This window comes from Gordonia soli NBRC 108243, assembly GCF_000334455.1.
GTDB lineage: Bacteria > Actinomycetota > Actinomycetes > Mycobacteriales > Mycobacteriaceae > Gordonia > Gordonia soli.
The window spans coordinates 39,060-65,451 of the sequence record NZ_BANX01000034.1; the positions used below are offsets into that span (position 1 = coordinate 39,060).

General features: G+C 65.8%; 22 protein-coding genes. 10 read left to right on the forward strand and 12 right to left on the reverse strand.

Annotated elements, in window-relative coordinates; all coding sequences use genetic code 11:
• Positions 1–11 precede the first annotated feature (11 nt).
• The 3 genes from GS4_RS20820 to GS4_RS20830 all read right to left on the reverse strand — a co-directional run bounded on the left by GS4_RS20820 (position 12) and on the right by GS4_RS20830 (position 3,175).
• Entirely contained in the window at positions 12–1,202 is a 1,191-nt protein-coding gene (locus GS4_RS20820; RefSeq protein WP_007624300.1) for an acyl-CoA dehydrogenase family protein, read from the reverse strand.
• 121 nt (positions 1,203–1,323) lie between these two features.
• Positions 1,324–2,334, reverse strand: coding sequence for an alpha/beta fold hydrolase (locus GS4_RS20825; RefSeq protein ID WP_245555792.1), 1,011 nt, complete (start codon positions 2,332–2,334; stop codon positions 1,324–1,326).
• A 4-nt stretch (positions 2,335–2,338) separates the two neighbouring features.
• Positions 2,339–3,175, reverse strand: coding sequence for an IclR family transcriptional regulator (locus tag GS4_RS20830; protein WP_040511346.1), 837 nt, complete (start codon positions 3,173–3,175; stop codon positions 2,339–2,341).
• A gap of 204 nt (positions 3,176–3,379) precedes the next feature.
• Here GS4_RS20830 and GS4_RS20835 point away from each other — a divergent pair, with 204 nt between their 5' ends.
• The 3 genes from GS4_RS20835 to GS4_RS20845 all read left to right on the forward strand — a co-directional run bounded on the left by GS4_RS20835 (position 3,380) and on the right by GS4_RS20845 (position 5,977).
• The gene (locus GS4_RS20835) at positions 3,380–4,021 is read left to right on the forward strand and encodes a cytochrome c oxidase subunit 3 (protein WP_007624306.1); all 642 of its coding nucleotides are present in this window, start codon (positions 3,380–3,382) and stop codon (positions 4,019–4,021) included.
• 1 nt (position 4,022) lies between these two features.
• Positions 4,023–4,295 (forward strand): cytochrome C oxidase subunit IV family protein, encoded by a 273-nt coding sequence (locus tag GS4_RS20840; RefSeq protein WP_007624308.1) that lies wholly within the window; start codon positions 4,023–4,025, stop codon positions 4,293–4,295.
• Positions 4,296–4,366: 71 nt separating this feature from the next.
• Positions 4,367–5,977: an FAD-dependent oxidoreductase gene (locus GS4_RS20845; RefSeq protein WP_007624310.1), complete on the forward strand. Its 1,611-nt coding sequence runs from the start codon at positions 4,367–4,369 to the stop codon at positions 5,975–5,977.
• Between the two features lie 150 nt (positions 5,978–6,127).
• On the opposite strand, the gene GS4_RS20850 is transcribed toward GS4_RS20845, so the two are convergent.
• From GS4_RS20850 to GS4_RS20860, 3 genes are all read right to left on the reverse strand, one after another.
• Positions 6,128–7,495 (reverse strand): lipase family protein, encoded by a 1,368-nt coding sequence (locus tag GS4_RS20850; protein ID WP_007624312.1) that lies wholly within the window; start codon positions 7,493–7,495, stop codon positions 6,128–6,130.
• A gap of 350 nt (positions 7,496–7,845) precedes the next feature.
• Positions 7,846–8,916 (reverse strand): phosphotransferase, encoded by a 1,071-nt coding sequence (locus GS4_RS20855; RefSeq protein WP_007624318.1) that lies wholly within the window; start codon positions 8,914–8,916, stop codon positions 7,846–7,848.
• Between the two features lie 240 nt (positions 8,917–9,156).
• A complete protein-coding gene (locus GS4_RS20860; protein ID WP_007624319.1) occupies positions 9,157–9,915 on the reverse strand; it encodes a hypothetical protein in 759 nt (252 codons plus the stop codon).
• A 292-nt stretch (positions 9,916–10,207) separates the two neighbouring features.
• Here GS4_RS20860 and GS4_RS20865 point away from each other — a divergent pair, with 292 nt between their 5' ends.
• The 3 genes from GS4_RS20865 (at position 10,208) to GS4_RS20875 (ending at position 14,702) form a co-directional block, all read left to right on the forward strand.
• Positions 10,208–11,233 carry a VOC family protein gene (locus GS4_RS20865; protein ID WP_007624321.1) on the forward strand — a complete coding sequence of 342 codons (1,026 nt, stop codon included), beginning with the start codon at positions 10,208–10,210 and terminating at the stop codon, positions 11,231–11,233.
• 239 nt (positions 11,234–11,472) lie between these two features.
• Positions 11,473–12,783 (forward strand): NtaA/DmoA family FMN-dependent monooxygenase, encoded by a 1,311-nt coding sequence (locus GS4_RS20870; RefSeq protein ID WP_040511316.1) that lies wholly within the window; start codon positions 11,473–11,475, stop codon positions 12,781–12,783.
• Positions 12,784–12,860: 77 nt separating this feature from the next.
• Positions 12,861–14,702 (forward strand): flavin-containing monooxygenase, encoded by a 1,842-nt coding sequence (locus GS4_RS20875; protein WP_007624323.1) that lies wholly within the window; start codon positions 12,861–12,863, stop codon positions 14,700–14,702.
• A 122-nt stretch (positions 14,703–14,824) separates the two neighbouring features.
• Here the strand turns inward: GS4_RS20875 and GS4_RS20880 are convergent, their stop codons facing one another.
• The 6 genes from GS4_RS20880 to GS4_RS20905 all read right to left on the reverse strand — a co-directional run bounded on the left by GS4_RS20880 (position 14,825) and on the right by GS4_RS20905 (position 21,334).
• Entirely contained in the window at positions 14,825–15,613 is a 789-nt protein-coding gene (locus tag GS4_RS20880; protein WP_007624324.1) for an IclR family transcriptional regulator, read from the reverse strand.
• A gap of 82 nt (positions 15,614–15,695) precedes the next feature.
• Positions 15,696–16,355, reverse strand: a complete 660-nt coding sequence (locus tag GS4_RS20885; protein WP_007624325.1) for a 3,4-dihydroxy-2-butanone-4-phosphate synthase — start codon at positions 16,353–16,355, stop codon at positions 15,696–15,698.
• 2 nt (positions 16,356–16,357) lie between these two features.
• Positions 16,358–16,657, reverse strand: coding sequence for a hypothetical protein (locus GS4_RS20890; protein ID WP_007624326.1), 300 nt, complete (start codon positions 16,655–16,657; stop codon positions 16,358–16,360).
• A 79-nt stretch (positions 16,658–16,736) separates the two neighbouring features.
• On the reverse strand, positions 16,737–19,166 hold the full coding sequence (locus GS4_RS20895; protein ID WP_007624327.1) for a CaiB/BaiF CoA-transferase family protein: 2,430 nt from the start codon (positions 19,164–19,166) through the stop codon (positions 16,737–16,739).
• Positions 19,167–19,213: 47 nt separating this feature from the next.
• Positions 19,214–20,194, reverse strand: a complete 981-nt coding sequence (locus GS4_RS20900) for an enoyl-CoA hydratase/isomerase family protein (protein ID WP_007624328.1) — start codon at positions 20,192–20,194, stop codon at positions 19,214–19,216.
• Between the two features lie 525 nt (positions 20,195–20,719).
• Positions 20,720–21,334: a TetR/AcrR family transcriptional regulator gene (locus GS4_RS20905; RefSeq protein ID WP_245555793.1), complete on the reverse strand. Its 615-nt coding sequence runs from the start codon at positions 21,332–21,334 to the stop codon at positions 20,720–20,722.
• A gap of 839 nt (positions 21,335–22,173) precedes the next feature.
• Between GS4_RS20905 and GS4_RS20910 the strand changes: the two genes are divergently transcribed.
• From GS4_RS20910 to GS4_RS20925, 4 genes are all read left to right on the forward strand, one after another.
• On the forward strand, positions 22,174–23,088 hold the full coding sequence (locus GS4_RS20910) for an SDR family NAD(P)-dependent oxidoreductase (protein WP_007624331.1): 915 nt from the start codon (positions 22,174–22,176) through the stop codon (positions 23,086–23,088).
• Positions 23,089–23,179: 91 nt separating this feature from the next.
• Positions 23,180–23,374 carry a ferredoxin gene (locus tag GS4_RS20915; RefSeq protein ID WP_007624333.1) on the forward strand — a complete coding sequence of 65 codons (195 nt, stop codon included), beginning with the start codon at positions 23,180–23,182 and terminating at the stop codon, positions 23,372–23,374.
• 34 nt (positions 23,375–23,408) lie between these two features.
• On the forward strand, positions 23,409–24,638 hold the full coding sequence (locus GS4_RS20920; RefSeq protein ID WP_007624335.1) for a cytochrome P450: 1,230 nt from the start codon (positions 23,409–23,411) through the stop codon (positions 24,636–24,638).
• A 37-nt stretch (positions 24,639–24,675) separates the two neighbouring features.
• Positions 24,676–26,376 carry an FAD-binding protein gene (locus tag GS4_RS20925; protein WP_007624337.1) on the forward strand — a complete coding sequence of 567 codons (1,701 nt, stop codon included), beginning with the start codon at positions 24,676–24,678 and terminating at the stop codon, positions 26,374–26,376.
• Positions 26,377–26,392: the final 16 nt, after the last annotated feature.

The window sequence follows — 26,392 nt, forward strand, 5'->3', positions numbered from 1 at the left end:
TCCCCGATGCCTCAGATGGTGACGAGCATCCCCGGCGGGGTCTCGAGTCCCAACTTGTGCAGGGCGTTCGAGTGGTACGCGACCCCGTCGACATGGATCATGTGCTGAAGTCCGACGTGTGCATCGCGCCAGTAGCGCTGCATCGGACTGCTCTTGCGAATGGCGAGACCGCCTGACCTGGCGAAGATCTCGTCGACAGCCGATACGGCGCGCCACGCGCAGCGGACCTGATTGCGGCGCTGGTTCGATCGTTCCTCGATGGTCGGCGTACCGCCGCTCTCGATGATGTCGTGGAGCCGGCTGATGCCCTCGATCAGCTGGACTCGAGAGGCCGAGATCTCGGCTGCGGCCTCGCCCGCGGCATGCAACACGTAGGGATCGTCGCGGATCTGGACTCCGGTGACGGCCACCCGGTCCTTCTGGATCGCGAGATGCGCGGCGAGGGCGCCTTCGCAGATGCCGATCACCGCCGCCGTGATGCCCAACGGGAACATCACCCCGAAGGACAGTTTGTAGACCGCTTCAGATCGTTCCGAACGCGCCGAAGCGGTGCCATCCGAGATGTCCGCCTGGGTGACCGTTCGATACGCCGGGACGATCGCCTGGTCGACGATGACGTCCTTGCTACCGGTGCCGGAGAGCCCCACCACATCCCATGAGTCGTCGACGAGCGTGTAGTCCGATCTGGGCAGGACGACGTGTAGGACCTCGGGTGGCATGACCGGCGCGCCGGTCCCCGAGCCGTCACCCTTGAGCGCGCCGAGGAAGTCCCACTGACAGTGGTCGGAGCCGGACGAGAACGGCCACCGTCCGCTGAGCACGAAGGAGTCGTTCTCGATCGGCTCGGCGACTCCGTTGGGCATGTAGGGCGAGGCCACCCAGGTGTCGGGGTCCTCGCCCCAGACCTCCTGTTGCAGTCGGCGATCCAGCTGTGCGAGCTCCCAGGGATGGACGCCGACGACGCCCGCGACCCAGCCGGCGGCCGGGTCGGCTGCCGCAACGGCCATCACGGCCTCGGCGAAGTCGCGCGGGGTGGCCGCGTAACCACCGAAGTCAGTGGGCTGCAAGAGGCGGATCACACCGGTCTGGCGGAGCAGCGCTGCGGTCTCGTCGCTCAGTTTGCCCAACTGTTCGTTGGTCTCGGCCAGGGCGGCGAGTTCCGGGGCCAGCTCCTCGATGCGCTTGACTACTTCATGTGTCATGCCGGCGTACCTCTGACTTCCTTGATCGATCGATGCCCGCAACGGCGGGATGTCCAGATTGTGGAGCCGGGGTGTGGTGCTCCGGCCGACGACTTCCGCTCAGTGGGAACCATGCGGGTCATCACGACAGGTCCCGCGTCAGGAATTCGTGCGTGACACGTTCGAACTCGCGCTTCTTCTCGATCTGGATCCAATGTCCACAGCGGGAGAAAGTGTGCAGTTCGATGTTCGGTACCCACCTGTTCGCCAGATGAGCCTGGTCGTAGGGCAGCATGCGGTCCTCGCGACCCCAGAGCATCAGGGTGGGCGTGGTGATCGTCTCGAGATGCGTCCACAGCGGTGTGTAGTCCTCGCGCAGTGCCGGATTGAACATCGCTCCGAAGACAGCCCTGGTGCGGTCGAGCACACCGTCTGCGGTCGCGTTGGCGAATCGCCGGTCGACGAGTTCGTCTGTGACGAGTGCCTGATCGTGGACCATCGTGGTGACCCACTCGACCATCCGCTCCCGGGTCGGGTCCTGCAGAAACGCGAAGAGGCGCTGAAAGCCCTCACTGGGTTCGGTCTGGAACAGGCTGAGGGACAGACCTCCCGAGCCCATGATGGCCATCCGTTCGACCCGCTCGGGCAGGTGCGCGGCCATCTCCGCCGCGATGGCCCCACCCATCGAGTTGCCGATGACGACGGTTGATCCGATACCGAGTTCGTCCAACAGACGGGCGATCCACCGGGCCCCCGACAATGTGTAGACCTCCTTGAGTTCCGGGAGCTGCGTGCCGCCGAACCCGGGGAGATCGGGCATCACGACGCGGAAGTGCTCGGCGAAGAACGGGAGGTTCTCCCCGAAGTTCGACCACGCCGTGACCCCGGGGCCCGACCCGTGGAGCAGGAGGAGAGGAGGTCCGGAACCTGCCTCGTGGTAGAGGAATTCGACGCCGTCGATGGTCGCGGTGGCGCGAGTGTTCTCGTAGGTCAGCGCGCTGGACATGGTCGTGTCGAGCCTTTCGTCGGAGGCGTCGGATGGTCGGCGTCCGGACTCCGCGGGCGCCCTCGCGTCGCCCGACCGTAAGTCGACGGAGTCGTTCTCCGGCGCCGTGGTCCCGGACAGCGAGACCGCGCGAGTTCCGATCGTCACAGCATCAGGACCGCGGACCGAGTACCTGTGCGAGCTGACCGGGGACCATGACCGCCGGGCGTGCCGTCGGCCGTGGCCGCTGCGGGGTCGCCAGGCGACGCGAGATCTGTGCTGCTGTACGGATGACGTGGTGTTTCATCTCTGGGATACCGGCGAGCCGCTGGGGTCCGCAGATGCTGACGGCCGCGATCGGTTCGTCGTACTCGATCACGGCGGCGGCGACGCATCCGACACCCGGCACCGCCTCGGACCGTTCGGTGGCGTAGCCCAATCCGCGGATCGAATCCAGGGCATCGCGCAGCGCCTGGGGTTCGTGGATGCTCGCGCGTGTCTGTCGGGGGAGTGCATGGGCGACATAGTCGTCGACGACACTCGGGTCCGACTGTGCGAGCAGCACCTTGCCCACACCGGTGCAGTGTGCCGGTAACCGGCCGCCGATGCGCGAGGGCAGCCTGGTGCCGAATCCGCCGCTGATCTTCTCCAGGTAGACCACTTCGTGACCGTCCAGGACGGCGAGATGGACGGTGTGCCCGGTCATGCGACTCAGGTCGTGTAGGTGCGGTGCGGCTGCTTCCGTCAACCGTCTTCGCGTACCCACCTGGCTGCCGATCTCGAACACCCGCAGCCCGAGGCTGTACTCGTTGTCATCCCGGGACACCCATCGGGCGGTGACCAGTTGCTGGAGGATGCGATGCACCGACGACCGCGGCAGTCGGCTCCGCGCGGTGATCTGCCCGAGGGTGAGTCGTCCGGACGAGCGTGCGAAGACGTCGAGTATCAGCACGACGCGATCGACCATGCCTGCCGGCACGTCCCCGGTGGGGAGCGGATCAGCGGACACCGACGGCACCTCCTCGGGCACGACACTCGCCCTCCACTTATAGCACTTATATAACTATGACAGCGAGCTTTAGCATCGATCGACTCTGGAGTCCGGCCACGGAGCGATCGCGTCTCGGTGAGCGGAAGCGCAGGTGAACCGCGTCACGGGGGCCACCACACTGGGCGGGAACCAGTCGTTCGTGAAAAAGGTGAGGAGGCGGGTGTGGACGAACTGACCGACTCATCGACCGACCTGGAGCCACCGACAGACAGCGGTTCCGAGAGCGGCCCCAGCCCCGCCGAATCCGCGGGGCACATCCCCGGGGAGGCCGGCCTGTGGGTGTTCCTGATGGGCGACATGATCATCTTCGCCGTCATGTTCGTCGCCTTCCTGGTCGACCGAGCCGCAGCCCCCGCGGGATTCCGTGCGTCGCGAGAGCAGGTCGATCTCACGATCGGGCTGACCAACACCATGGTCCTGCTGGTCAGCTCCCTGCTCGTGGTGATCGCTCTCGACGCGGCCAGAGCAGGCCGATTCAGGTCCGCGACAACGGCATTCGGCGCAGGAATCGGATGTGCGCTGGTCTTCACGATGCTCAAAGCCGCCGAGTACACGCACCTCGTCGCCTCCGGCCACGGACCGGATGCCGATCCGTACTTCATGTGGCTGTTCATCCTCACCGGAGTCCACCTCGCTCACGTCGTGCTCGGGATCGCAGTGCTGGCCGTGCTCGTGTCCCGAACCCGCAGACGGGTGCCCGTCGACGGGGCGGGCCGGATGTTCTACGAAGGTGGCGCCTGTTACTGGCATCTGGTCGATCTGCTGTGGATGGTCTTGTTCCCACTCGTGTACCTGGTGGCATGACGTGACGGCAATAGGGACGATCGCCCGGATTCGGTACGTACGCACCTGGGTGTTGCTCGTACTCCTCGCAGTGGTCACTCCGATCATCAGCGTCGAGACGCATGCGGGCACCGCGGCGGCCGTGGTGGTCCTGGCGCTGGCTGCGTACAAGGTCCGCCTCGTCGGGCTCGACTTCATGGAACTCCGGAGTGCGCCTCGCGAACTCCGCTGGGTGTTCGAGATCTATTGCGTCGCGCTGTGGGTGGTGCTGGCCGGCGCTTTCGTCCTGCTCTGAGGCGCACCCCCGGGGCGGATACAGACGGTGCCGCGCGAGCGGCTCGACACGACAACAACAGGAGGATGTCGATGACAGACAACGAGGAGACCTACGACGTCATCGTGGTCGGCTCCGGTGGTGGCGGACTGATCGGTGGATACATCGCCGCATCGCGCGGGCTCCGGACCCTCATCATCGAGAAGACCGACAAGGTCGGGGGAACCACCTCGTACTCCGGTGCGGGGCTGTGGTTCCCGGGCAGCGCTCCGATCCTACGGGCAGGCATTGCCGAGGACGACCTGGAGGTCGCGCGCGGGTACCTGCGTGCGGCTGTGGGGGATGACTCTCGCGCCGACTTGCAGGATGCGTACCTGTCCGCGGCGGGCCGCCTCATCGACGAACTCGAGCGCAATCCTCGGTTCGGCACGTTCTTCCACCAACCGGTGCCCGACTACTACGGCTCTTTGCCGGGAGCGACCCCGCACGGTCGCACGATCTTTCCACCGCCGGTGACGGTCGCCGAACTGGGGGAGACCGCAGAGCTGGTGCGCCGCTCCATCTACACCGAGCGTTATGGCCACACCGAGGACGACGAGCTCGTCGGCGGTCGCGCACTCATCGGCCGCGCTCTCGCGGCGTTCCTGGGAACCGGCAACGGGACCCTGCTGACCGAGACCGAGTTGACCGATCTCATCGTCGAGAGCGACCGCGTGGTCGGGATCGACACCCGTACTCCGCAGGGCCCGGTGCGCTTCCGGGCAGAGCGCGGTGTCCTGCTGGCGGCCGGCGGATTCGAGCACAACGCCGAACTCCGGGTGAAGTACGGGGCGATCCCGTCGACCGGTGACTGGTCGGACGGCGTCGACTCCAACGTCGGTGACGCGCTGGTGGCCGGAATCGCAGTGGGTGCAGAGACCGAACTCCTCGACGAGGCGTGGTACGTGCCGGGTGTCGTCCAGCCCGACGGCAAGCCGATCTTCAACCACGCCACCCGCGGCGGGATCTGGGTCAACGCCGCGGGGGAGCGGTTCACCAACGAGACCGCACCCTACGACCAGGCGGGCCACGCGATCCGCGACGGTGAACGTGACACCGAGGTCCAGCACGCCCCGACGCACTGGATCTTCGACCAGAAGCAACTGTCTCGAGACGGTTTCGGCGCGAAGTCGCCGGACACACCGCTCGATCCCGAATGGTTCACCTCGGGGGCGCTGCGTAAGGCCGACACCCTGGAAGAGCTCGCCGAGATCATCGGCGTGCCGGCCGAGGCGCTGCGCGTATCGGTCGAGAAGTTCAACGGATATGTCGCGACCGGCGTCGACGAGGAGTTCCACCGCGGCGAGAGTGCGTGGGACCAGATGTGCCAGTTCATCGTCGGCTACCCGGCGCTGCCAGAACAGAACTACATCGTGCCGATCGAGCCGGAGGGGCCGAACCCACTACTGGTGTCCATCGACAGCCCACCGTATTACGCGGCCACGCTGCTGTTGTCCGACATCGGGACCAAGGGGGGACTCAAGACCGACGTATCCGCGCGGGTGCTGCGCGCCGACGGCCAACCGATCGCGGGTCTGTACGCCACCGGCAACACGATGGCGGCGATGTCCGGCGGCGTGTATCCCGGCGCCGGTACGCCGATCGGATCGGCGCTGGCATTCGCCTACCTGGCAGCCCTGGACCTGGCGGAACCGTCTCTGTGATTCATCGCCACTGACGCGCGGTGGGCCACCGACAGCGAGGGCCACGGTCGACTTCGACCGTGGCCCTTCGTCGTATCGGGTCCGCCGATCCGAGCGCCGATCCGGCCCCCGCGCATCACCGATCCCCTCGAAATCAGGCCCCGCCGCGGATCAGTTGAACCTGCAGGCCGATATCGGCTTGTCGTTCAGACGGTCGGTGAGGTAAGAGATGACGCTGTCGGGCTTGTAGGCGTCGATGATCTCGGGGCCGAAATGCCCGGGAATCGTTGTGCCGGGCAGGATCGGAGGGAGTTCGTTGGTGCGGAAGTCGACTGTGGCCCCTTTGGCGCACCAGTCGAGAGCGAGCTGACGAGCCTGGCCATGGGGGACGGTGTCGTCGTTGCGGCCGCTGGTGATCAGTACGGGGGTCGTGGGTTTCACGGTGCCGATGCGCTGTTGGCTGAGCACGCGTAGCGCCGTCGGTTCCGACCGCAGATGATCGAGCAACGGTTTCCCGTCAGTGGTCAGCGTGGTGGTCTTCAGGAACGGCTGTTTGACGATCACGTCGCCGATGCATTCTGAACTGAGTGTTCTGAGCATGCGCTTTCCGGACGGTGATGCGACCCGGTCGATCGATGAGTTCAGCTCCGGGTAGCGCGCGGCCAATCCGTTGATGGCGAAACCGATCGCGCCTCCGATCAGTGCGCCGTCGATTCGCGCGAGCACCCTTTCCAGGTCGGCGGTCGGGCCACCGGCCCAGGTGCCCTTGAGGTTCAGTTCCGGCGCGTAGCTCGACTGCAGCTCCGCTGCAGCCGCGGTCGCGCCGCCGCCCTGGGAGTACCCCCAGAAGACCAGCGGTGTGCTCGGTCCGCTGCCGGCGAGATCGTTCGCCGCGCGCGCGGCATCGAGCACGCCGTGTGCACTCTCGATCCGATTGACATAGGTGTGGATGCCAGGGGTGCCGAGGCCGATGTGGTCGGTCACGAAGACCCGGGCCCCCAACAGGTTCCATGCGGCGGCCGAGGGAGCTTCTTGGTTGGCCGAGAGCGACAGCGTTGCCGGGTCGACGGTTATGCCGCTGGTGAACGCCACCGAGGTGGCGCACTGATCGCCCTGTCCCATGGTGCCGGGCGCGATGACGACAGTCGGTCGGGGGCCTTTGCCTCGCCATGGAGCTGCGGAGTCGATGAACACACCCGATACCGCTACCGGGCTGCCCTCTTGTGTACGTGATGTGTAGAGCACCTTCTCGGCCGGCAGCGGCCAGCCCTCGCGTGCGGGTGCGGCAGTGAACACCGACGTCCGCTCGGTTCGTATCACGGCACCTCGCTGTGCGGGGAACGACGATGGTGGGTTGTAGAAGGGGCTCACCGGCCGCGAGGTGTCGACGGGTGCTGCCGGAGTCGGCGCCCCGTGTGCGATCGTGTTGTCGAAGACCGCCGGTGTCACCGCCACGATCGCGACGGCGAGCACGGTTGCCAGCGTCCGGCGCAGTTTCGGTCTGCGCTGTCGGCTGACGGCGTCCACGGAATTCGGCATTGCATCCCCCTGAGTGAGTCGGCGCAGTGATGGCGGCGCGTTGTGTGGATCACCGAACAGAAATCTGTGTGCCCACGGAGTCCGCGCACCACGGAGCCGGACCGGGTGAACGCCGGCCTGGTCGGACCGGGAGCAGGACACCTCGCAGGCACCGCTGTTTCATTGGTGCTGCGGACCTGTCCAGAACCCGTGGGCCGAAAGCTCGAACGCGGGTGACAGATGGGTCTCGTCATCGCATCGAAGTGGCAGCCCTCACAAACTAGACACTTGGTTCCATATCTGTCAAATACGAGCCGTGGCTGGACGTCATCAGCACCTGGGGAACCCGCGAGCTCGTTGTCAGCAAGGAGTCACCGGAGCGCGACCAGGGACGACTCGGTGTCGAGATCGTCGAATGCCGCCGCATATCGCTCGGCGAGCGCAAGCGCGATGTCCGGGCGTTGCCAGAGATCGCCGGCGCTCAGCGTCGCCAGCCAGAGAGTGAGTCCGTGAGCAGGCGATGCCCGGTAGCGCAACCAGAAGTCGTCCGTGGCCGGCAGCTCGTGCGCGGGCAACTCGAGAGCGGAGAGGTACTCGCTGAGCAGGTCCGCCTCGTGCTCGCGCCGATCCTCGATGGTGAGCGATCCCTGCAGGAAGTACCCGACGTCGAGCGACCAGTTACCTCGTCGCGCCACCTGCCAGTCGAGGAATCCCACGGTCCCATCGGGCAGGACGTATGTGTTTCCGATGTGTGGATCTCCGTGCAGCAGTGTTTGATCCGATGACGTGAGGGTGCGGATGAAAGGCTTCCAGATCCTTTCGAGCAGGTCGGTGATGGTCAGATCGGCCACCGACTCGGGTGCGGACGGGCCGAGTCGTCGGAGAGCCTCGGGCAGCGGGGCGATCTCCATCCCGTCCCACGCGCGGAAGGGTTCCAGCCAGGCGAGCGATGGAACTTTCTCGCTGCGGTGGTTCCAGAACTCGCCATGCAGCTTGGCCAGTCCACGCAGGCCCGTCGCGACCTGGTCGGCCGTGAGCGGCCGGGTCGCATCGCGCGGGTCGGCGCCCCGCTGGGTGATGTCCTCCATCACCACGACGAAGTCGTAGGTCGCCTCGTCGGCTATAGCTGCGTGAACTCGCGGATGTTCCAGCGGGAGTGACACCCCGCTGTTGAACAGGTTCGGCTCGTGGAAGATGCCACTGGTCAGCTTGAGCAGCTCCTTGTGATCGGGGTCGGTTGCCTTCACGAAGACCGAAGACGGCCCCGAACCGGAGGAATACTCGAGTCTCAACCGAACTCGGCGGTTGGTCCCATCGTCGCGCGTCGTGACCGCCACATCGCTGACCTGTGCAGAGGGGAAGTCCCGAGCCAGCACCTCGGTCATCCACTGCGGCGAGATCCGGTTCAGGTCAGTAGGTATCGGCAACTCGGGAGTTTTCACAGTTCACCTTGTCTGGTCGGGCTGATGCTCCGCCTACACGCTATGAACCGGGGGTCGTGGTCGCAGTGGACCGTCCGACAGACCGGGACACGCGACGGTGGCGATGGCACCACCCCGGAGATCGAACAGCATCCAGGTGGCGTTGTAGACCAGCGCATCGAATCTGACAAGCACATCGGGTACGAGAGCGCCGTCGGCCGACGCGGGTGCGTGGGCCGACGGCGTCGGAGGATCGACGGATCAGATGAAGATCGGCACCTGCTCGCGATCGGCCTCGGCCTGTTCCGAGTCGACCGCCTTGAGCAAGAGGATCGGTGTGGCCACCTTCCAGACGAGGTAGGCCAGGCACGGAATCCAGAAGGCGAACAATCCATTCCACGCGAGCGGCCCGGAAGTGAACACGTAGATGAAGGCGCCGGGTGCGAGCACCACGGCCATGATGAAGTTCAGGTAGCCGAACCATCGAGGGAAGATCGGCTTCGCCCGCTTGTCGATCAGCACGGCGATTCCCAGCACGATGCACTGCAGGCAGAAGATGAAAGCGAATCCGACGTACGCGAAGTAGAAGAGGTCGCTCATCAGCTGCAGCAGTTCCGGTGCCCGCTCCTCGGCGCGGTATGCCGCCGCCGAGATGATGAACATGGGGTAGAAGAAGCCGATGGGTGCAACCACCCCGGTCAGGACCTGGGTCATGGTCAGGACGCCCCAGCCGCGTTCGATCCGACGCATCTGCCAACTGGTCGTCACTACGAAGAAGTACTCCAACGGGATGATGAACGAGCAGATCACGGTCGTCCAGAGGATTCCGGATCGGTTGTCCACCAACCACTCCTTCACCTCGATCGCCGACCACTCGGGATCGATGGGCGGCTGCACCTTCGACAATGTGAAGAAGCAGACGCCGACGACGGCCATGACGAGAAAACCCGACCACGCCGACAACCGTTGGAACTTGTACAGATAGGACCTGTCCGGGCCCACGTCATTGGTGATGCTCACTGCACCGATCTCCTTTGCTGGGACCGGTCCCGTCGCGTCGGAACCGGACCGACGACCGTCGGACGACCACAGTGTGATCAGCGGCATGTTCGGTCCCGGGGGTTCATTCCGTTCACCGGGACACCCCGAGAATTGCGTCGCGCGACAGTGAGCAGAGTCGCCCTCAAGGCATCTCCCGGCGATGTCGGGCAGGGCTCCCGGTGAGCGAGACCGTTGCTGATGCAACGGAATCCCTGACCCTAGGCTCCTGCGCAAGGCGCCTTGTCAGACCCGTCGTGAAGGAGACCCGACCATGACCGCAGCACCGACCGCTCGTCCGACGCTCGCCCATTGCGGCGCGATCGCGCTGGGCACCCCGAAGCTGGAGACCTCGCTGACGTTCTTCCGCGACGTGTTGGGCATGGAGGAGGTCGAGCGTATCGGCGACACCGTCTACCTGCGCGGCTACCAAGAGCTCAAGCATCATTCGCTGGTCCTGTTCCAGAACGACGAGGCGACAGTCGACTCCTACAGCTTCCGCGTCTCACGCCCCGAGGATCTCGACCTGTTCTACGACGAGTTGTCCCGCCAGGGCGTGGATGTGGCCGAGTTGCCGGCCGGTCACCAGGCAGGTCGTGGTGCGGCGGTGCGATTCGTGGTCCCGCACGCCGGCCACGCCTTCGAGCTGTACTACGACATCGACGCGCCCGAGGCCCCCGCCGAGATCAGTTCGAGGCTGAAGAGCAATTCCTCACGGCGACGCGGACTCGGTGTGCGACGGCTCGACCACTACAACATCCAGGCGGCCGCGGAGAACGTCGGACAAGCCGAGCAGTGGTTGCAGGACACTCTGGGATTCAAGCGCCGTGAATATGTGTACGTGCCGGACAACGACTTCCTCATCGCGTCCTGGACATCGGTGACCTCGCAGGTCCACGACCTCGCGATTGCGATGAGTCTCACCAACGAGGACGCTCAGCTCCATCATGTCGCCTTCAACATCGAGAACCACAGCGACCTCCTGGTCGCTGCGGACACCCTGCGGGATCTCGACGTCACATTCCACTGCGGGCCGGGCAAACACGGTATCGGACAGGCGATGTACCTCTACCTCGAGGAGCCCGGCTCAGGGCACCGGATCGAGCTCTACTCCGGCAGTTACCACATCTTCGACCCGGACTGGGAAGCACTCGGCTGGACGCCTGCGGAGCCCGACGGGATGACGTGGTTCGGGCAGGAGCTCGATGTCACGCAGGACGGCTCGATGGCTTCGTCGACGAACTCGGTGTCGTCGGTGAAATCGCTTCTCGGACAGCAGGCGACGGGCGCTTCGGTCTGAGCTCACGCGGCACCCAGAGTCGACCCCGACCGACCGGGATCTCCCGGTCGGTCGGGGTCTTCTCGTCGGCGCCGATGACGTCGACTGTCGTTGATCTAGTGCAGCTTTCGGGGTCTCATCCAGCGGGACCCCACCTCCTCGGCCGTCAGGTCGCTCGTACGCTTGGCGAAGGCCTGTCATCAACCGCAATCATCCGACCCCGTGGGCAGAACCGGACGGATTCCGAAGACGGAGAGCAGATGTCGCAGAATCGCTACCTTCACCTGAACCTCGTGGGCAACGAGATCAACCATCATCAGGGCGCGCCTGCCTACGAGCGGGATCACGGTGGTGGGCCGGAGCGGCGAAACGCCTATCTGCCGATCTCGGAGATGGGCAAGCTGGCCGAGGAGGGCCTGTTCACCGCGATGTTCCTCGGGGACATCGCAGGCACTGCGGGCTCGCCGGCCTTCGACGGGGGGCCGCCGGAACCGATCACCGCCTTCGCCGCGCTCGCCCGGGACACCGAGTACCTGGGTTTGATCGCCACGGCCTCGACGTCGTTCTACGACCCGTACAACCTCGCGCGCCTGCTCGGGTCGCTCGACCAGCTCTCTGATGGTCGCGCCGGTTTCAACGCGGTCACCAGCGTCAGTGAGGAGTGGGCGCTGAACTACAGCAAGGAGGGTCACCCGGATCGTAAGACCCGCTATCAGATCGCGGACGAGTTCCTCGATGTGGTGACCGGCCTGTGGGAGAACCGATCCCTGCGATACGACGCCGACGGTATCCGTCGCTTCTATGCCGATCCGATCAACCATCAGGGCAAACACTTCCAGGTACTCGGACCGCTGAACGTCGCGCCGAGCCCGCAGGGAAGGCCGCTGATCGCCCAGGCGGGTGGATCGGGGCCGGGTATCCGGGTCGCGGCCAAACACGCCGAGATGGTCTTCACCAACGCCAACACGCCGCAACAGGCCAGAGAGTATCGGGCCCAGCTCGATGAGGCGCTCGTGGAGGCCGGGCGACCGGCGGGAACCGTCCCGGCCATTCCCGGCCTCATCCCGTACCTGGGCCGCACGACCGCCGAGGCCGAGGAGAGGCAACGAGCGCTCGACGATCACGTCGACTACGAGCTGTACGCGCCCTTCGCGTTGATCCAGTTCGGCCTCGAATACACCTTCGACAGCATCGACGATCCTTTCCCGCTCGATCAACTGCCCAAGCCCGAGGACGTGCAGGACACGATCAAGAGCACGTACGGAAACTATGTCGGTCTCTACACCTGGATCAGCGACAACCCGGGCGTGACCGTCCGCGACGTCACCGCACACTCGCTGGCTCGCGGCGGCGCACAGCACCGCAAGTTCGTCGGCTCCTACGACGACTTCGTGGCCGATCTGGCGACCTGGCACGAGGAGGGCACCGTGGGCGGGTTCAACCTGATGTTCCCGACCGGTGTGATCGGCATCCGCGACTTCGTGGAGGAGGTCGTACCCCGTCTCATCGACCGTGGGATCTACCGCGGTTCGCCCGATTCGCGGCCGCTGCGCGAACGCTTCCGCGACTGAATCGACCAGGGACCCGAAAACTGCAGTCGGCGACAGTCGTCGGCCGTCGCACCCACCTCAGGAGAAGTGAGCACGAGATGACCCAGTCTGCACCGTTCGGCGGACCTCAGTCGCCCGGGCCGCAGCCCGCGTCCTACGACGCGGAGTGGGTGCGCGCGAAGTACGCCCACGAACGCGCGAAGCGGCTGCGCACCGATTCCATAGACCAATTCGTCGAGGTGACAGCGGAGTTCTCGCACTACGCCGAGGATCCGTACACCGAGCGGCTGGAACGTGAGCCCGTGGACGACGCGGTGCAGATCCTGGTGATCGGTGCCGGCATCGGTAGCCTCCTGGCGGCAGTTCGACTGCGGGAGCAGGGCTTCGACGACATCCGCATCATCGACAAGGCCGGTGACGTCGGTGGCACCTGGTACTGGAATCGGTATCCGGGAGCGCAGTGCGACATCGAGTCCTACATCTACATGCCGTTGTTGGAAGAGCTCGACTACATCCCGTCGCGTCGATACGCATTCGGTCCGGAGATCCGCCGACACTGTGTGCGGATCGCCGAGCATTTCGACCTGTACCGCAACTCGTTGCTGCAGACTGCTGTGACCGGGATGGAGTGGGACGACGATGCGGGCCGATGGACGGTGTCGACCGACCGTGGTGATCGGATCTCCGCTCAGATCGTGCTGGTCTCGCCGGGACCGCTGAGCCGCCCGAAGTTGCCGGGCATCCCGGGCATCAACTCGTTCGAGGGGCATACCTTCCACACCAGCCGGTGGGATTACTCCTACACCGGTGGCGACGAGACCGGAGGCCTGGACAAGCTGCGCGACAAGCGCATCGGCATCGTCGGCACCGGGGCAACCGCGTTGCAGTGCGTTCCACATCTCGGGGCGTCGGCCGGCCGTCTGCTCGTCTTCCAGCGCACTCCGGCAGCGGTCGACGCGCGTGGGGACCGTCCGACCGATCCCGAGTGGGCCGCCGGCCTGGAGCCGGGCTGGCAGCGTAGTCGGATGCAGAACTTCACACAGGTGACTGCGGGCATGGGCGCCGACCAGGATCTGGTCGGGGACGGTTGGACGCAGGTGGCACTCGACTTGACCGGGCCCGCGGTGCTCAAGGAGATGGAGCGTCGGGGTGAGGCGATGTCGATGGAGGAGATCGGCGAGTTCTTGTTCGAGGAGGACTTCAAGTCGATGGAGAAGGTCCGCGGCCGGATAGAGTCCATCGTCGAAGATCCGGACACGGCGGAGAAGCTCAAGCCCTGGTACAAGCGGCTGTGCAAGCGACTCAGCTTCCACGACGCGTATCTGCAGACGTTCAATCGGGACAATGTCGAACTCGTCGACACCGACGGTCGGGGTATCGACCATTTCACCACCGACGGTGTGGTGGTCGGGGACACCGAGTACAAGGTGGACGCTCTGGTGTTCGCGACCGGGTTCGAGGTCGGCACCAGCTACACCCGGCGATCGGGATTCGACATCGTCGGCCGCGACGGTCAGCGACTGAGCGACAAATGGGCGAAGGGGCCGAAGACGTTCCACGGCTTGCAGACCCACGACTTCCCGAACTGCTTCTTCCTCGGTTACACACAGACCGGCATCGCACACAACTACGTGCACACCGCCGAGGAGCGTGCCCGACACGTGGCCTACATCCTGGCGGAATGGGCGGCGCGGGACGGCAGTCGGATCGAGGCCGACCAGTCCGCCGAGGACGAGTGGGTCACGACCATGGCCGAGAGCACGGTGATGGGCAAGCAGTTCTTCGCGGACTGCACTCCGAGCTACCTGGATTCCGAGGGGGACACGGAGAACCCCGACAGCCTGTTGTCGGCGGGCTACGGCGGTGGGCCGGTGGCCTTCTTCGAGCTACTCGAGAAATGGCGCGCTGCGGGGGATCTGGAGGGCGTCACCATCCGGTGACGACCCACTACGAAGGGGTGTCGGCGCGACCGGTGCAGGTCGGCCGGCACCCCGATCGGCATCTCCGCCCCGTCGATCGTGCGCACGAAACCGTTCATCGTGCGCACGGTCGACGGGCTGGTTCAGTACGCGGCGTGTACCCGGGCCAGGCTGTCGGAGATGGTGCGGGCCGCACGGACGACCATGGGTGCCAACGGCTCGAGTGCGCTGTCCTGGCGCGTGACGATGGAGATGGCACCGACCGGTCCCTCGCCGGAGCGGATGGCAGCACCGACGCAGGCCAGGCCGCGGAAGCACTCACCGCGCTCGATGGCCAGCCCGTTGCGAGCGCGGATGCGGGCCAGCTCGTGGTGGAGTCCGTCGATGTCACCGACATGGGCGCGCGCACCACGGGACGGGCCCGAGTACTGGTTGTCGACGTACTCGGGGGTGAGGCCCGCCAGGATCGCCTTGCCGGCCGCGGTCCGGTGCGCGGGAGCTCGACCGCCCACCTGCGAGGCGATGCGCTGGCCAGTCCGCCCGCCGAACATGTCCAGGTAATAGATCTCCGGACCCGCCAGGATCGCGAGATGCACGAGGGCGCCGGTCCGCATGGCGAGTGACTGCAGCACAGGTGAAGCGGCAGAGCGGAGTTCGTGCTGGGCCAGCTCCCGGCCGCCGAGGGTGAGAGCTCGACTACCAAGGCTGTAATGGGTCTTGGCGTGGATCAACCATCGGCACTGGACCAGCTGGTCGAGGATGCGATGTGCGGTCGATCGAGGCAGCCCGGTGTGCTGGGTGACCTCGTCGAGGGTGAGCCGGGCGAGTGGCCGGTCGAACGCCTCCATGATGAGCGTCATCCGCTCCACCATCGACAGCGGAAGCGCGTTGGCGACGGAGACTGCGGAGTCGTCGGTGAGAAGTGTTGTCATGGTGCACCATCCAGAGAGATAGGCCCAGGTCGTACTGGGGTTTGCGGGGCGGGTTGGCGGCGGGGCGAGTCGTCCGGCGACGTCATGCCGATCGTGCGTGCACGAGGTCGATGCGACCGACGGTCGGCAGACCGTGATCGGCGGCGAACCGGGTCACTTCGGAGTGGTCGGGCAGTCCGGTACCGGCTTGCCCGCAGTCGACGAGTGTCCCGAAGACCGCGGCGATCGAACCGGCGGCCTCCGCCAGGGCGAGAGCGAGCGCCGCGGTGTCGCCGATCTGCGCTGCGGCCGCAACCCGCACCGGGATCACGTGCCCAGGCCGGCTGAGATCGGAAGGGATCGCATCGGCGTCGCCCAGGGTGGCGATCGTGCGGGCGCGATCGGCCGCCGAGATCCCGGTGGTGGTACCGACCACGGCGTCGACACCGACGCATTGCTGGGAGGCGAGTCGATCCGGAGTCGGTGCGACCGGCGGGATCCGCAGATGATCACACCATGCGTCGCGCATGGCCACCTGCAGGAAGCCCGACCCGTGTCGGACCATCAGTGCGATGTCGTGGGTCGTGATGCGGTCGGCGGCACCGACCACGTCGCAGCGTCCGAGATCGTCGGTGTCATCGCGTACGACGACCAGGCCACCGCTGCGCATGTGATCGACTGCGACGCGCTCACGGTGTCTGTCCGGGCGTGGCTGGCGCGTGTCCCTACGGTCGGTGATGTCCACGAGAGATGCGGTGGTCATGGTCAGTCCGATGCCGGGAGGGGCGACGCAGTCTTGATGCCCAGCGCGACCCCGTCCACGGCGAGTGCGCCGGCACCCGGCTTGGTGCAGAGCACCTCGATGCTCCCGTCCTCCGTGGTGTATCGCTTGCCCAGTTGCGTCGCGCCGCCGGATCGCGGGGCGTCACCCGGGGCTTCGGGGGCGGCTTCGGTCATCGGCGATCCGTCGACGGTGATCTCGACATCCGCCGCATCCCAGCGGATCACGACGACCGATGTGGTGTCGACGGGGCTGAAGAGGGCTGTTCCGGGTGTGGGTTTCATGATGTACCTCTCTGCTTAACGGGCTGGCCGGGTGGCCCGGGGTGTCGGACGAGTGCCCACGACACCCCGGGACCCGGTGTCAGAAGGTCAGCGAACGGCCGATGATCTTGTCCTGCTCGAGTTGTGCGATCTCGGTGTCCGATAGTCCGAGTGTCGTGAGGATCTCGGTGTTGTGCTCGCCGAGCAGCGGGGCCGGCCGCAGGGCGATGCGGTCGGGTCCGGCCGAGAAGCGGACCGGCAACGTGCTGTGCGATGCGGTCGGGTTGATCGGGTGGTCGACCTGGGCGAAGAAGTCGCGCGCCTGCAGTTGGGGCAGGTCTGCCTGACGATGCGGTTGCATCACCTTGCCCACCGGCACGTCGACAGTCCAGAGTGCGTCGACGATCTCGTCGCCGCTTCGGGTGCGGCACCAGTCGGCCAGGTGCTGATCGAGGGTGTCGTGTGCCCGACGTCGGCCGCTCGCCGAGGCGAGATCGGGGTCGGCGGCCCAGTCCGGCGACCCGAGAGCACCGACGAGCGCCTTCCATTGGGAGTCGGTCTCCACCGCGATCGCGACCCAGCTGTCGTCGCGTCCGAATTCGTCGATGTCGGCGGTCTGGTAGAGGTTCTGCGGTGCCGCCACGGGCCCGCGGTTGCCCTCTCGGGACAGTAGGTTCCCGTTCGCGGAATACTCGATCACCTGCTCGGCCGCCACGTTGAGAGCTGCATCGATCATGCTCGCCTCGACGAGGGTGCCCTCGCCGGTACGTGCGCGGTGCTCGAGTGCGATCAGCAGTCCGTTGAGCGCGTGGACACCAGCATTCGGGTCGCCGATGGAGTACGGCTCGATCGGATTCTGATCGGGATGTCCGGTGAGCCAGGTCAATCCGGCAGCGTCTTCGATCACGTAAGCGAAGGCGGCCTTGTCCCGCCAAGGTCCGTCGAGGCCGAAGCCGGGCATCCGCACCATGATGATGTCGTCGCGAAGCGCCTTGACCGAGTCGTAGTCGAGGCCCACCTGGTCGAGGACCCGTGGTGTGTAGTTCTCGACCAGCACGTCACAGGTGGCGACCAACTCGTGGAGGAGTTTCTGGCCCTGCTCGGTCTGGATGTTGATGGTGATGCTCTTCTTGCCGGTGTTGAGCCCGGAGAAGATGGGCGACTTCTCCCACCACTGGTCGTCGCTCATCGGCACGCCCGCGATCATCCGGGTGCCGTCCGGACGGGTCGTGGACTCCACGTGGATCACCTCGGCACCGAGTGTGGCGAGCACATGGGTGGCCGACGGCCCGGCCCAGAAGGCGGTCATGTCGAGGACGCGGATTCCCGCGAAAGGCAGTGCGGTGGCACTGTTGTCGTCCGCAGCCCCGGGAGCGGCGGTGGATGTCGGCGTACCCCCGGAGCCGACCTCGGATCGATATGACTCCGTGTGCTGGCCGAGTCGAGGTGCTGCCTCGGGGCGAGGGAGGTCGAAAGCGCTCATCCGATACGGATGCCCGGGCTGGCTGAACCCGCGCCCCGGGTTCTTCACGAACGAGCCGCGTTCCTCGTAGTGGGCGAAGCCGGCGACATTGGCCCCGTTGCCGACCGGCGCGTTGGGGATGCGGAAGGCGGTCGCCTTCTCGCTGACCTCTTCGACGGTCCGTTCACCGATCCACCGGTAGATCTCCGGTGCCGCCTCGGCGGCCCGCTGTGTGATCGCGAGCGGATTCTCGGTGTCGACCCACTCCGGGTGACCCACCAAGACGCAGAGATCGAACCATTGCTGTGCGGTCGCGCATCCGACGGCGACCATCCCGTCCGCGGCCTCGGCGACACCCGGCACGAAGACCGACCGCTCGGACCGGAAGGGGCGCTCCCGCAGCTCCAGGAAGGTCACCGGGTGATAGGTGAGGCCCTGGATCTGCGTCTCGAGGATCGAGAGGTCGATGATCTCGCCGCGTGCGCGACCAGGTCGGCGTGCGGAGATGAGGGTGGCGGCCGCGGCGTACGCGCCGGCGAACCACTCGCCGACGCGGCCACCGACGTGGACCGGTGGCCGATCCGGATTGCCGCGACCGAGCCCGACTATGCCGCCGGACCATGCCTGCAGCGTGAACTCCGTCGCCGCCCGGTCGCTCCAGGGGCCGTGCAGACCGAACGGAGTGATCGCAGTGACTATCAGGTGCGGATGGGCATCGGAGATCTCCTGCGGGCTCAGGATGTTCGCGAATGCGGACTCGCGCGACCACACCACCGCGGTGGCGGTGGCCAACAGTCCGTGCAGGAGATCGAGGTCGGTCTGCGTGTCGGGATCGACGACGATGCTCTTCTTGGACGCGGCCAGATGATGGAACAGCGCGCTGTCGGAGCCGGGCTCGATGGGCGCTCCGGACGCCGACCAGGTGCGCAGCGGATCACCCTGCGGCGTCTCGATCGTGAGCACCTCGGCCCCGCCGTCGGCGAGGATCTTCGTGGCGTAGGAGCCGGCGATCCCGGCGGAGAGGTCGACGATCCGATGATCGGCGAGTGGGGCGTGCGTCGTGGACATCGCCTGGCCTTCCGAGGTGGGGTGGGTGGTGGGTGGATCGGATGCGGTCAGTCGGCGCGCCGACGACCGGACTTGCTCAGACGGAAGTCCGGCGGGAAGAGATCGTCATTGCTCTTGACCGCGTTGTTGATCCCGCCGGAAACGGTGTCCTCGTCGAGTACGAGGTCCTCGGCATCGGGGCGTGCGGTGCCGCCCAACGACTCGAACAGGCCGGTCAGCATGGAGCCGAGGTACTCGCCCTGGGACTGCTTCATCAATTCGAAGAACATCTTCTGCATGAAGACGGTGTCCGTCGGGCGGGTGCGCGAGCAGGCGAGGGCGTACTTCTCCACCTCGTCCTCGAGTCGGTCGCGCGGGACCACCCGGTTGGCGAAGTTGCAGTCGTACATCTCTTGTGCGGTGAACGGGCGTCCGGTGAAGACCATTTCCTGGAACTTGCGGATCCCCATCGTCTGCGCCCAGGTCCACATCCGCGGTCCGAATCCGATGTAGCGGAACGCGGGATGTCCGAAAAGCGTGTCATCGGACGCGATCACGAGGTCTGCATCGGCGGCCTGGTAGAAGTGCCAGCCGTAGCAGTACCCCTTGGCCTCGACGATGCTGATCTTCTTGAATTCCTGCAGACTGCGGCAGCCGGCCGCCGAGTTGGCGTACCACTGCGTGAGCGTGGCTCCGTGTCGATACGAGCCGGCAGGTGGGAAGTTGATCGCGGACTCGTCGTCGACACGCAGCTCGCGGATCCGAGCGCGATTCGTCGGATCGGCCTCCATCTCCATCGCCTCGGGGATGTCGGCGCCCGAACCGAGATTGGAACCCACACCTCGGATCACGACGACCTTGACGTCGTCGTCGACGTTCGCGCGGTGCAGCAGATCGGCGTAGCGGAGGCGGGCGTCTGCAGTGGGAGCGTTCAGATGATCTGGTCGGTTGAAGGTGATCGTGGCGATCTTGGTCTTCGGATCCTTGTCGTACAGAATGATTTCCTCGGCGGATGGGCGCTCATTCTCGGTCGCCGCTGCTGTGCTCATCCTGATCAGCCTCCGTATCGCCGGCTATTACTCGGCGAAATCGATTCGTCTGTTGTTCGAGGTACCGCGGTGGTTCGCGCCCGCGACCGAGTCGAGGTGCCGATGGCGACGACAGCAGATACCGAAGCCCCTCGCAGATACGAGGTCACCGCAGGATCGTCGATCGAGCGGTCTGTTCACCCCGCGATGCTGAGTCGTCCCCATCTGTGCAGGTCAGGACGATGGAATCGAAGATGCTCATCGATCCTGCCGAGACCAAGTGAACCGCATCACACGGCGTAAGTCAATCAACTGCTTGATTTACTTTGGACGTTGATGGTGCCAACTGTCCGGATTATGGACGAGTCCTGCGCAAAGTGGCAGAGCCCGACGCACGGTCGACGAACTAGAGCGCACGGTCGACGAGCTGGGGTGCACGGTCGACGGGTTCGGGCGCACGGTCGACGGGCTGGGGCGCACGGTCGACCGTGTCGAGCTGGGGGTGGGGCCCGTCGTGGGCCCGAGGCGGGTGGCTCCGGGGGACGATCAGGCAGGGGTGACCGGGGCGGTCCACACACCGACCAGTGCGTCTACCAGGCCGGTGGTCATCTCCGACCACGTCGCTCGGATGAGTGGGCGACCATCGGCGAGGGCGCGTTCACGCTGTGCACACATCTGGATGATCAGGAACATCGCGCAATCGGTGCGCTCAGGCTGTACCTGAGAGGGGAGAAAGGGCAGGCATTTGAGCAGGCCGTCCAGGGTCTGCTGCAGCGATGGCGAGTCCTGCCAGGACTCCTCGTACAAGATGTCGCGCAACTCGGGGTCGGAGATGAGCTGCGCGCCGAACCGGGCGAACCACGTGGGGGAGCCGAGTTCGTCGAACCGTGCGGTGATCGGTCGGACCTGGCACTCGAGCCAGTCGCGGACCTGCGTCGACCCGCGGATGTCCGACAGCATGAGCTCGCGCGTCGGCTCGATACCCTGATGGAAGCGCCGGACCAGCGCCCTGATGAGGTCGATTCGACTCCCGAAGTGGTAGCCGACCACTGCAGTGTTGCCCTGACCTGCGGCGTCGGCGATCTGGCGATTCGAGACCGCGTAGATGCCGTTCTCCGCGAAGAGACGTTCGGCCGTGTCCAGGAGGAGCTCCTGGGTCACTTCCTTCTTGCGCCGTCGAGAGGCTGGGCGCGGTTCGTCGGAATCCCACCCCGCAGCGGTCGCTGGCGTGCCGGCCTCCCGGACCTCGGGCCCGTCGGCGGATGTCGTCGCGGGGTGTGCCGCCGCGGTCGCATGAGGAGGACTCGCTGGTGTCGACATGTGACTGGCCTCCTCGAGTGCTGGACTGTCGGGCTTTGCAAGGCGAACGGGACATCGCTACCGAGATAGGCCGTCGCGGTCGCGTCTGTTCTCCAAGTTATGCCATGTGCTGTTCGGTGTAAAACACGCGATTTACGCGGCCGGAAACGCCCGACCTGGGAAAACGTTGCTGTGGGCGGTCCGCTCAACCCTATTGTGGAGCTCGGCACGCCGTCGTGCATGGTCCGAGCGGGCGGACCGAGTGACCGTGACATCAACCGCGCAGCGCGTCAAGCACATGTCCAACTGTCCGAAATCCCAGGTCATCGCGCACGTCGTGAAGGGCTGTGCCGAGCCTCGCGCGGTGTGGCCGCACCGCAGACGACTCCAAATTCAATCAAGCGCTTGACAATGAAGTCGGCGACTGCGACTCTGGCAGGCACGGACAGGTGAGACCCAGGACACAGTTGATCTGGGACGGCGTGGCCGGAGGCCAGATGTCGGGCCGCACGTTCGACGTGTCCGAAACAGCAGTGTCGAAATACGCGACAACAGATATGCGGCGTTTATGGGCGCACATTTCTGTCGGTGACGGCTGCGGTATTTCCGGTGATTCCATGATCCGGGTGGCGCCTTTGTCGGCGATGCCACATGACGGACCTGTCCCGACGACACCAACGACTCGCGAAGGGCTCGGACCAATGGTCAACGAACTGTCAGGAAAGGTCGCCATCGTCACCGGTGGCGCATCGGGGCTCGGCCAGGGGATCGCCGAGAAGTTCGTGGCAGAAGGTGCTCGTGTCGCGATCGCCGACATCGACGACGAGGGCGGCGCCGCACTCGCGGCGGCCCTCGGTGATCGCGCGTCGTTTCATCACCTCGACGTCTCGGACCCGGATGCCGTTGGTGCCCTGACCGATTCCGTGGTCGAACAGTTCGGCGGACTCGACGTCATGGTCAACAACGCGGGTGTCTCCGGGACCATGCATCCGAGTTACGTCTCCGACGATCTGGCCGACTTCCACACGGTTCTCGGTGTGAACCTTCTCGGCGTCATGGCCGGGACCAAGCACGCCGCGCGGCAGATGGCCTCCACCGGGGGATCGATCATCAACATCTCCTCCATCGGTGGCATCCAGGCGGGCGGCAGTGTCATGACCTACCGTGCCTCGAAGGCGGCGGTCATCCACTTCTCCAAGTCGGTGGCGATCGAATTGGCGCAACAGGACATCCGGGTGAACGTCATCGCGCCGGGCAGCATCCCGACGCCGTTGCTCGCCTCGTCGGCGGTCAAGATGGGCGCCGACGCCGAGACGTTCACGGCGATCATCCGCTCCATGATGGCCGCGAACCGACCGCTGGCACGCGAGGGTACGGCCGAAGATGTCGCCGAGGCGGCATTGTTCTTCGCCACCGATCGATCGCGCTATGTCACCGCGACCCTGCTGCCGGTCGACGGCGGCACCATCGCCGGTCCGCCGCGTCCGCCCGCTGGTGGGGCCGCGCCGTCGTCGGAGAGCGCACCCGATCAACCCACCGCCGAGGACGACCTCGTCGACACCGTCGCCACCACTGCCGACGACGTCGATTCGCAGGCATCGATAACCCATGCGTGACAACTGAACACGTCGATCGCGCGGCGGCCCCGCCGATCGGGGTCGGTCTCGGCCGGCCACAGCCCAATGCCGGTATCCCCAGGAGGGTCCGATGAGAATCACCATCGACCAAGACAAGTGCATCGCGTCTGGACAATGCGTCGCCGCAGCGTCGGACGTGTTCGACCAACGTGACGAGGACGGTATCGCGATCCTCGTCAACGACGATCCGCCGGCCGAGGATGCCGCGGACGTTCATCACGCCGCCGCAGTGTGTCCAGCCCTGGCGATCCTCGTCGAGGACTGACCTTTCCACAGCCGATCACGGAGGAACACCGCAGATGTCAGACACGGTCACCGAGGTCCGTAACGAGACGGTCCCGTATTTCCCGATGGACAGGGACGCTCGTTGCCCCTTCGCCCCGCCGGACGGGACCCGCGTGTTGCGTGAGTCCAATCCGGTTTCCCGGGTGGAGATCTGGGATGGGTCGCGACCGTGGCTCGTCACCGGCCATGCCGAGCAGAAGGCGTTGCTGGGCGATCCGCGGATCAGTGTCGACGAGAAGCTGCCGGGCTTCCCGCACTGGAACGAGGGAATGGCCGCGAACGTGGGGATGCGGCCCAAGTCGGTGTTCAACTCCGACGGGGCCGATCACTCTCACTTCCGTCGGATGATGACCAGGGCCTTCACCTTCAAGCGGGTCAAGGAGTTGCGACCGTTCATCCAGGAGACCACCGACGAGCTCATCGACACGATCCTCGCCGGCCCCAAACCCGCCGACCTCGTGGCCACTCTCGCGCTGCCGCTCCCGTCCATCGTGATCAGCCAGATGCTCGGTGTCCCTTACGACAGTCATGCCTTCTTCCAGGAGAACTCCGTCAAGAGTGTCGATCGGTACGCGACGCCGGAAGAGAACATGCAGGCTTTCGCCGCCATGTTCATGTTCATGCTCGAACTGGTCGAGAAGAAGATGAGCGAGCCGGCCGACGACGTGCTCAGTGATTTCGCGAGGCACGCGAAGGAGGGCGAGATCGACGCAGCCGAGGCCGCGCAGATGGGCCTGGGGATGCTCATCGCCGGTCACGAGACCAGCGCCAACATGATCGCGCTGGGAACACTCGCATTGCTGGAGAATCCGGATCAGCTCTCGATTCTCCGGTCCGGAGACGACAAGGTCGTCGGCGACGCAGTGGAAGAGCTGATGCGATACCTGGGCATCATCCACAACGGACAGCGTCGGATCGCCCTGGAGGACATCGAGATCTCCGGGCAGCACATCAACGCGGGGGACGGCGTCATCATCGAGTTGAGCTCGTCGAACTGGGACCCCGCGGCGTTCCCGGAGCCGGAACGTCTGGACCTCACGCGGTCGGCCCGCCACCACACCGGTTTCGGCTTCGGGCCCCATCAGTGCATCGGCCAACAGCTCGCCCGAGCCGAGTTGCAGATCGTGTACACGAGCATCTTCGAGCGGATCCCGGACATCCGGATCGCAGTGCCCACGGAGCAGATCGAATTCAAGTCCGACCGACTCGCCTACGGGGTCTACTCGCTACCGATCACCTGGTGACGGCAAGCGCGACTTCACAACCTAGGAAAGTGCTGCGATGAGCGAATGGGACCACGTCACCGACTTCCTGGTGATCGGATCGGGCGGGGGACTCGTCGGCGCGTTGCACGCGGCGGCACTCGGTCTGGACGTGCTGGTCGTCGAGAAGTCCGACAAGATCGGCGGCTCGACCGGCATGTCCGGTGGGGTCATCTGGCTGCCCAACAATCCGCTGATGGCGGCGGAGTCGGTGCCGGACACGCCGGAGGACGCCGTCGCGTACTTCGATTCGGTGGCCGGTCCCGCGGGCGACGTCAGCCCGGCGACCTCCGCGGCACGCCGCAGGACCTACCTCGAGGCCGGGAACCGGATGTTCGGGTTCCTCCAGGACGAAGGCGTCCCGTTCATCCGGTGTGAGGGCTACAGCGACTACTACTCCGGTGCCCGCGGGATCGACGGAGGATCGGCGCGTTCACGATCGGTGGAGGCGGCCGCTTTCGACACCCGGGAGCTCGGTGAGTGGGCCGGACGATTGCGTCCGCCCGTGGCCGGTGCGATGACGATGTACACCTATGAGGCGGCACACGCGTCCAACCTTCGTACCCGCCAGGGGCTCGGGGTGATGAGTCGCGTGATGGGGCGCACCGTGTGGGGCCGCCTGCGAGGGAAGAAGTACGTCACCAACGGCGCCGCGCTGATCGGATACGTGCTCAAAGCGGTTCTGAAACGCGGCATCCCGGTGTGGAACGATGCTGCACTGGTCGACCTGATCGTCCAGGACGAGGAGGTCGTCGGTGCAGTGGTCAACCGGGCGGGGGTGACGACCCGGGTCCGGGCTCGGGCCGGCGTGCTGTTGACCGCAGGTGGATTCGCCCACAATTCGGAGATGCGGGCAGAATTCGGTGCCGGTCAGCCAGGTCGTTCGGCGTGGTCGAGCGCGAACCCCGGCGACACGGGCGAGGCGATCCAGATCGCGATGAAGTACGGCGCGGCCACCGACATGATGGACGAGGCGTGGTGGCTCCCGTCCTGGCTCATGCCCGACGGTGTGCCGTCGATGTGCATCAGCGAACGCAGCAAGCCGCATTCGATCATGGTGGATTCGCACGGTGACCGGTACTTCAACGAAGCCGTCGCGTATCAAGAAGCGGGACAGCAGATGTTCCGGCACGAGCGAGAGGTCGGTGGCGCGTTGCCGTCCTGGCTGATCGTCGACTCCCGGCATCGTTCGCACTACGTGTTCGGTTTCGCACCCCCTGGGCGGACCCCCAAGGAGTGGATCGCCAGCGGGGCGATGAAGAAGGCCGACAGCCTCTCCGAGCTGGCGCGCCAGTGTGGCATCGATGCCGACGCCCTGGCCGCCACCGTGGCCCGGTTCAACGGTTTCGCCGCGACCGGCGTCGACGTCGACTTCCACCGCGGCGAAGGGGATCACGAGCGATATCAGGGTGATCCGACGCATACCCCGAATGCCTGTCTCGGCTCGGTCGAGAAGCCACCCTTCTACGCCGTCCCGATGTATCCAGGGGACATCGGCACCAATGGTGGCGTGCTGTCCGACGAGTTCGGACGAGTCCTCACCGAAGACGGTCGGCCGATCGCCGGGCTATACGCCGCAGGCAACTGCACCGCGTCGGTGATGGGACGCAAGTACCTCGGGGCCGGCGCCACCATCGGACCGTCGGTGGTCTTCTCCTATGTGGCCGCGCAGCATGCGCGCGACGAGGTCGGACGAGCACAGGCTGCGGCCGGAGAGTGACGTCGGACTGATTCGG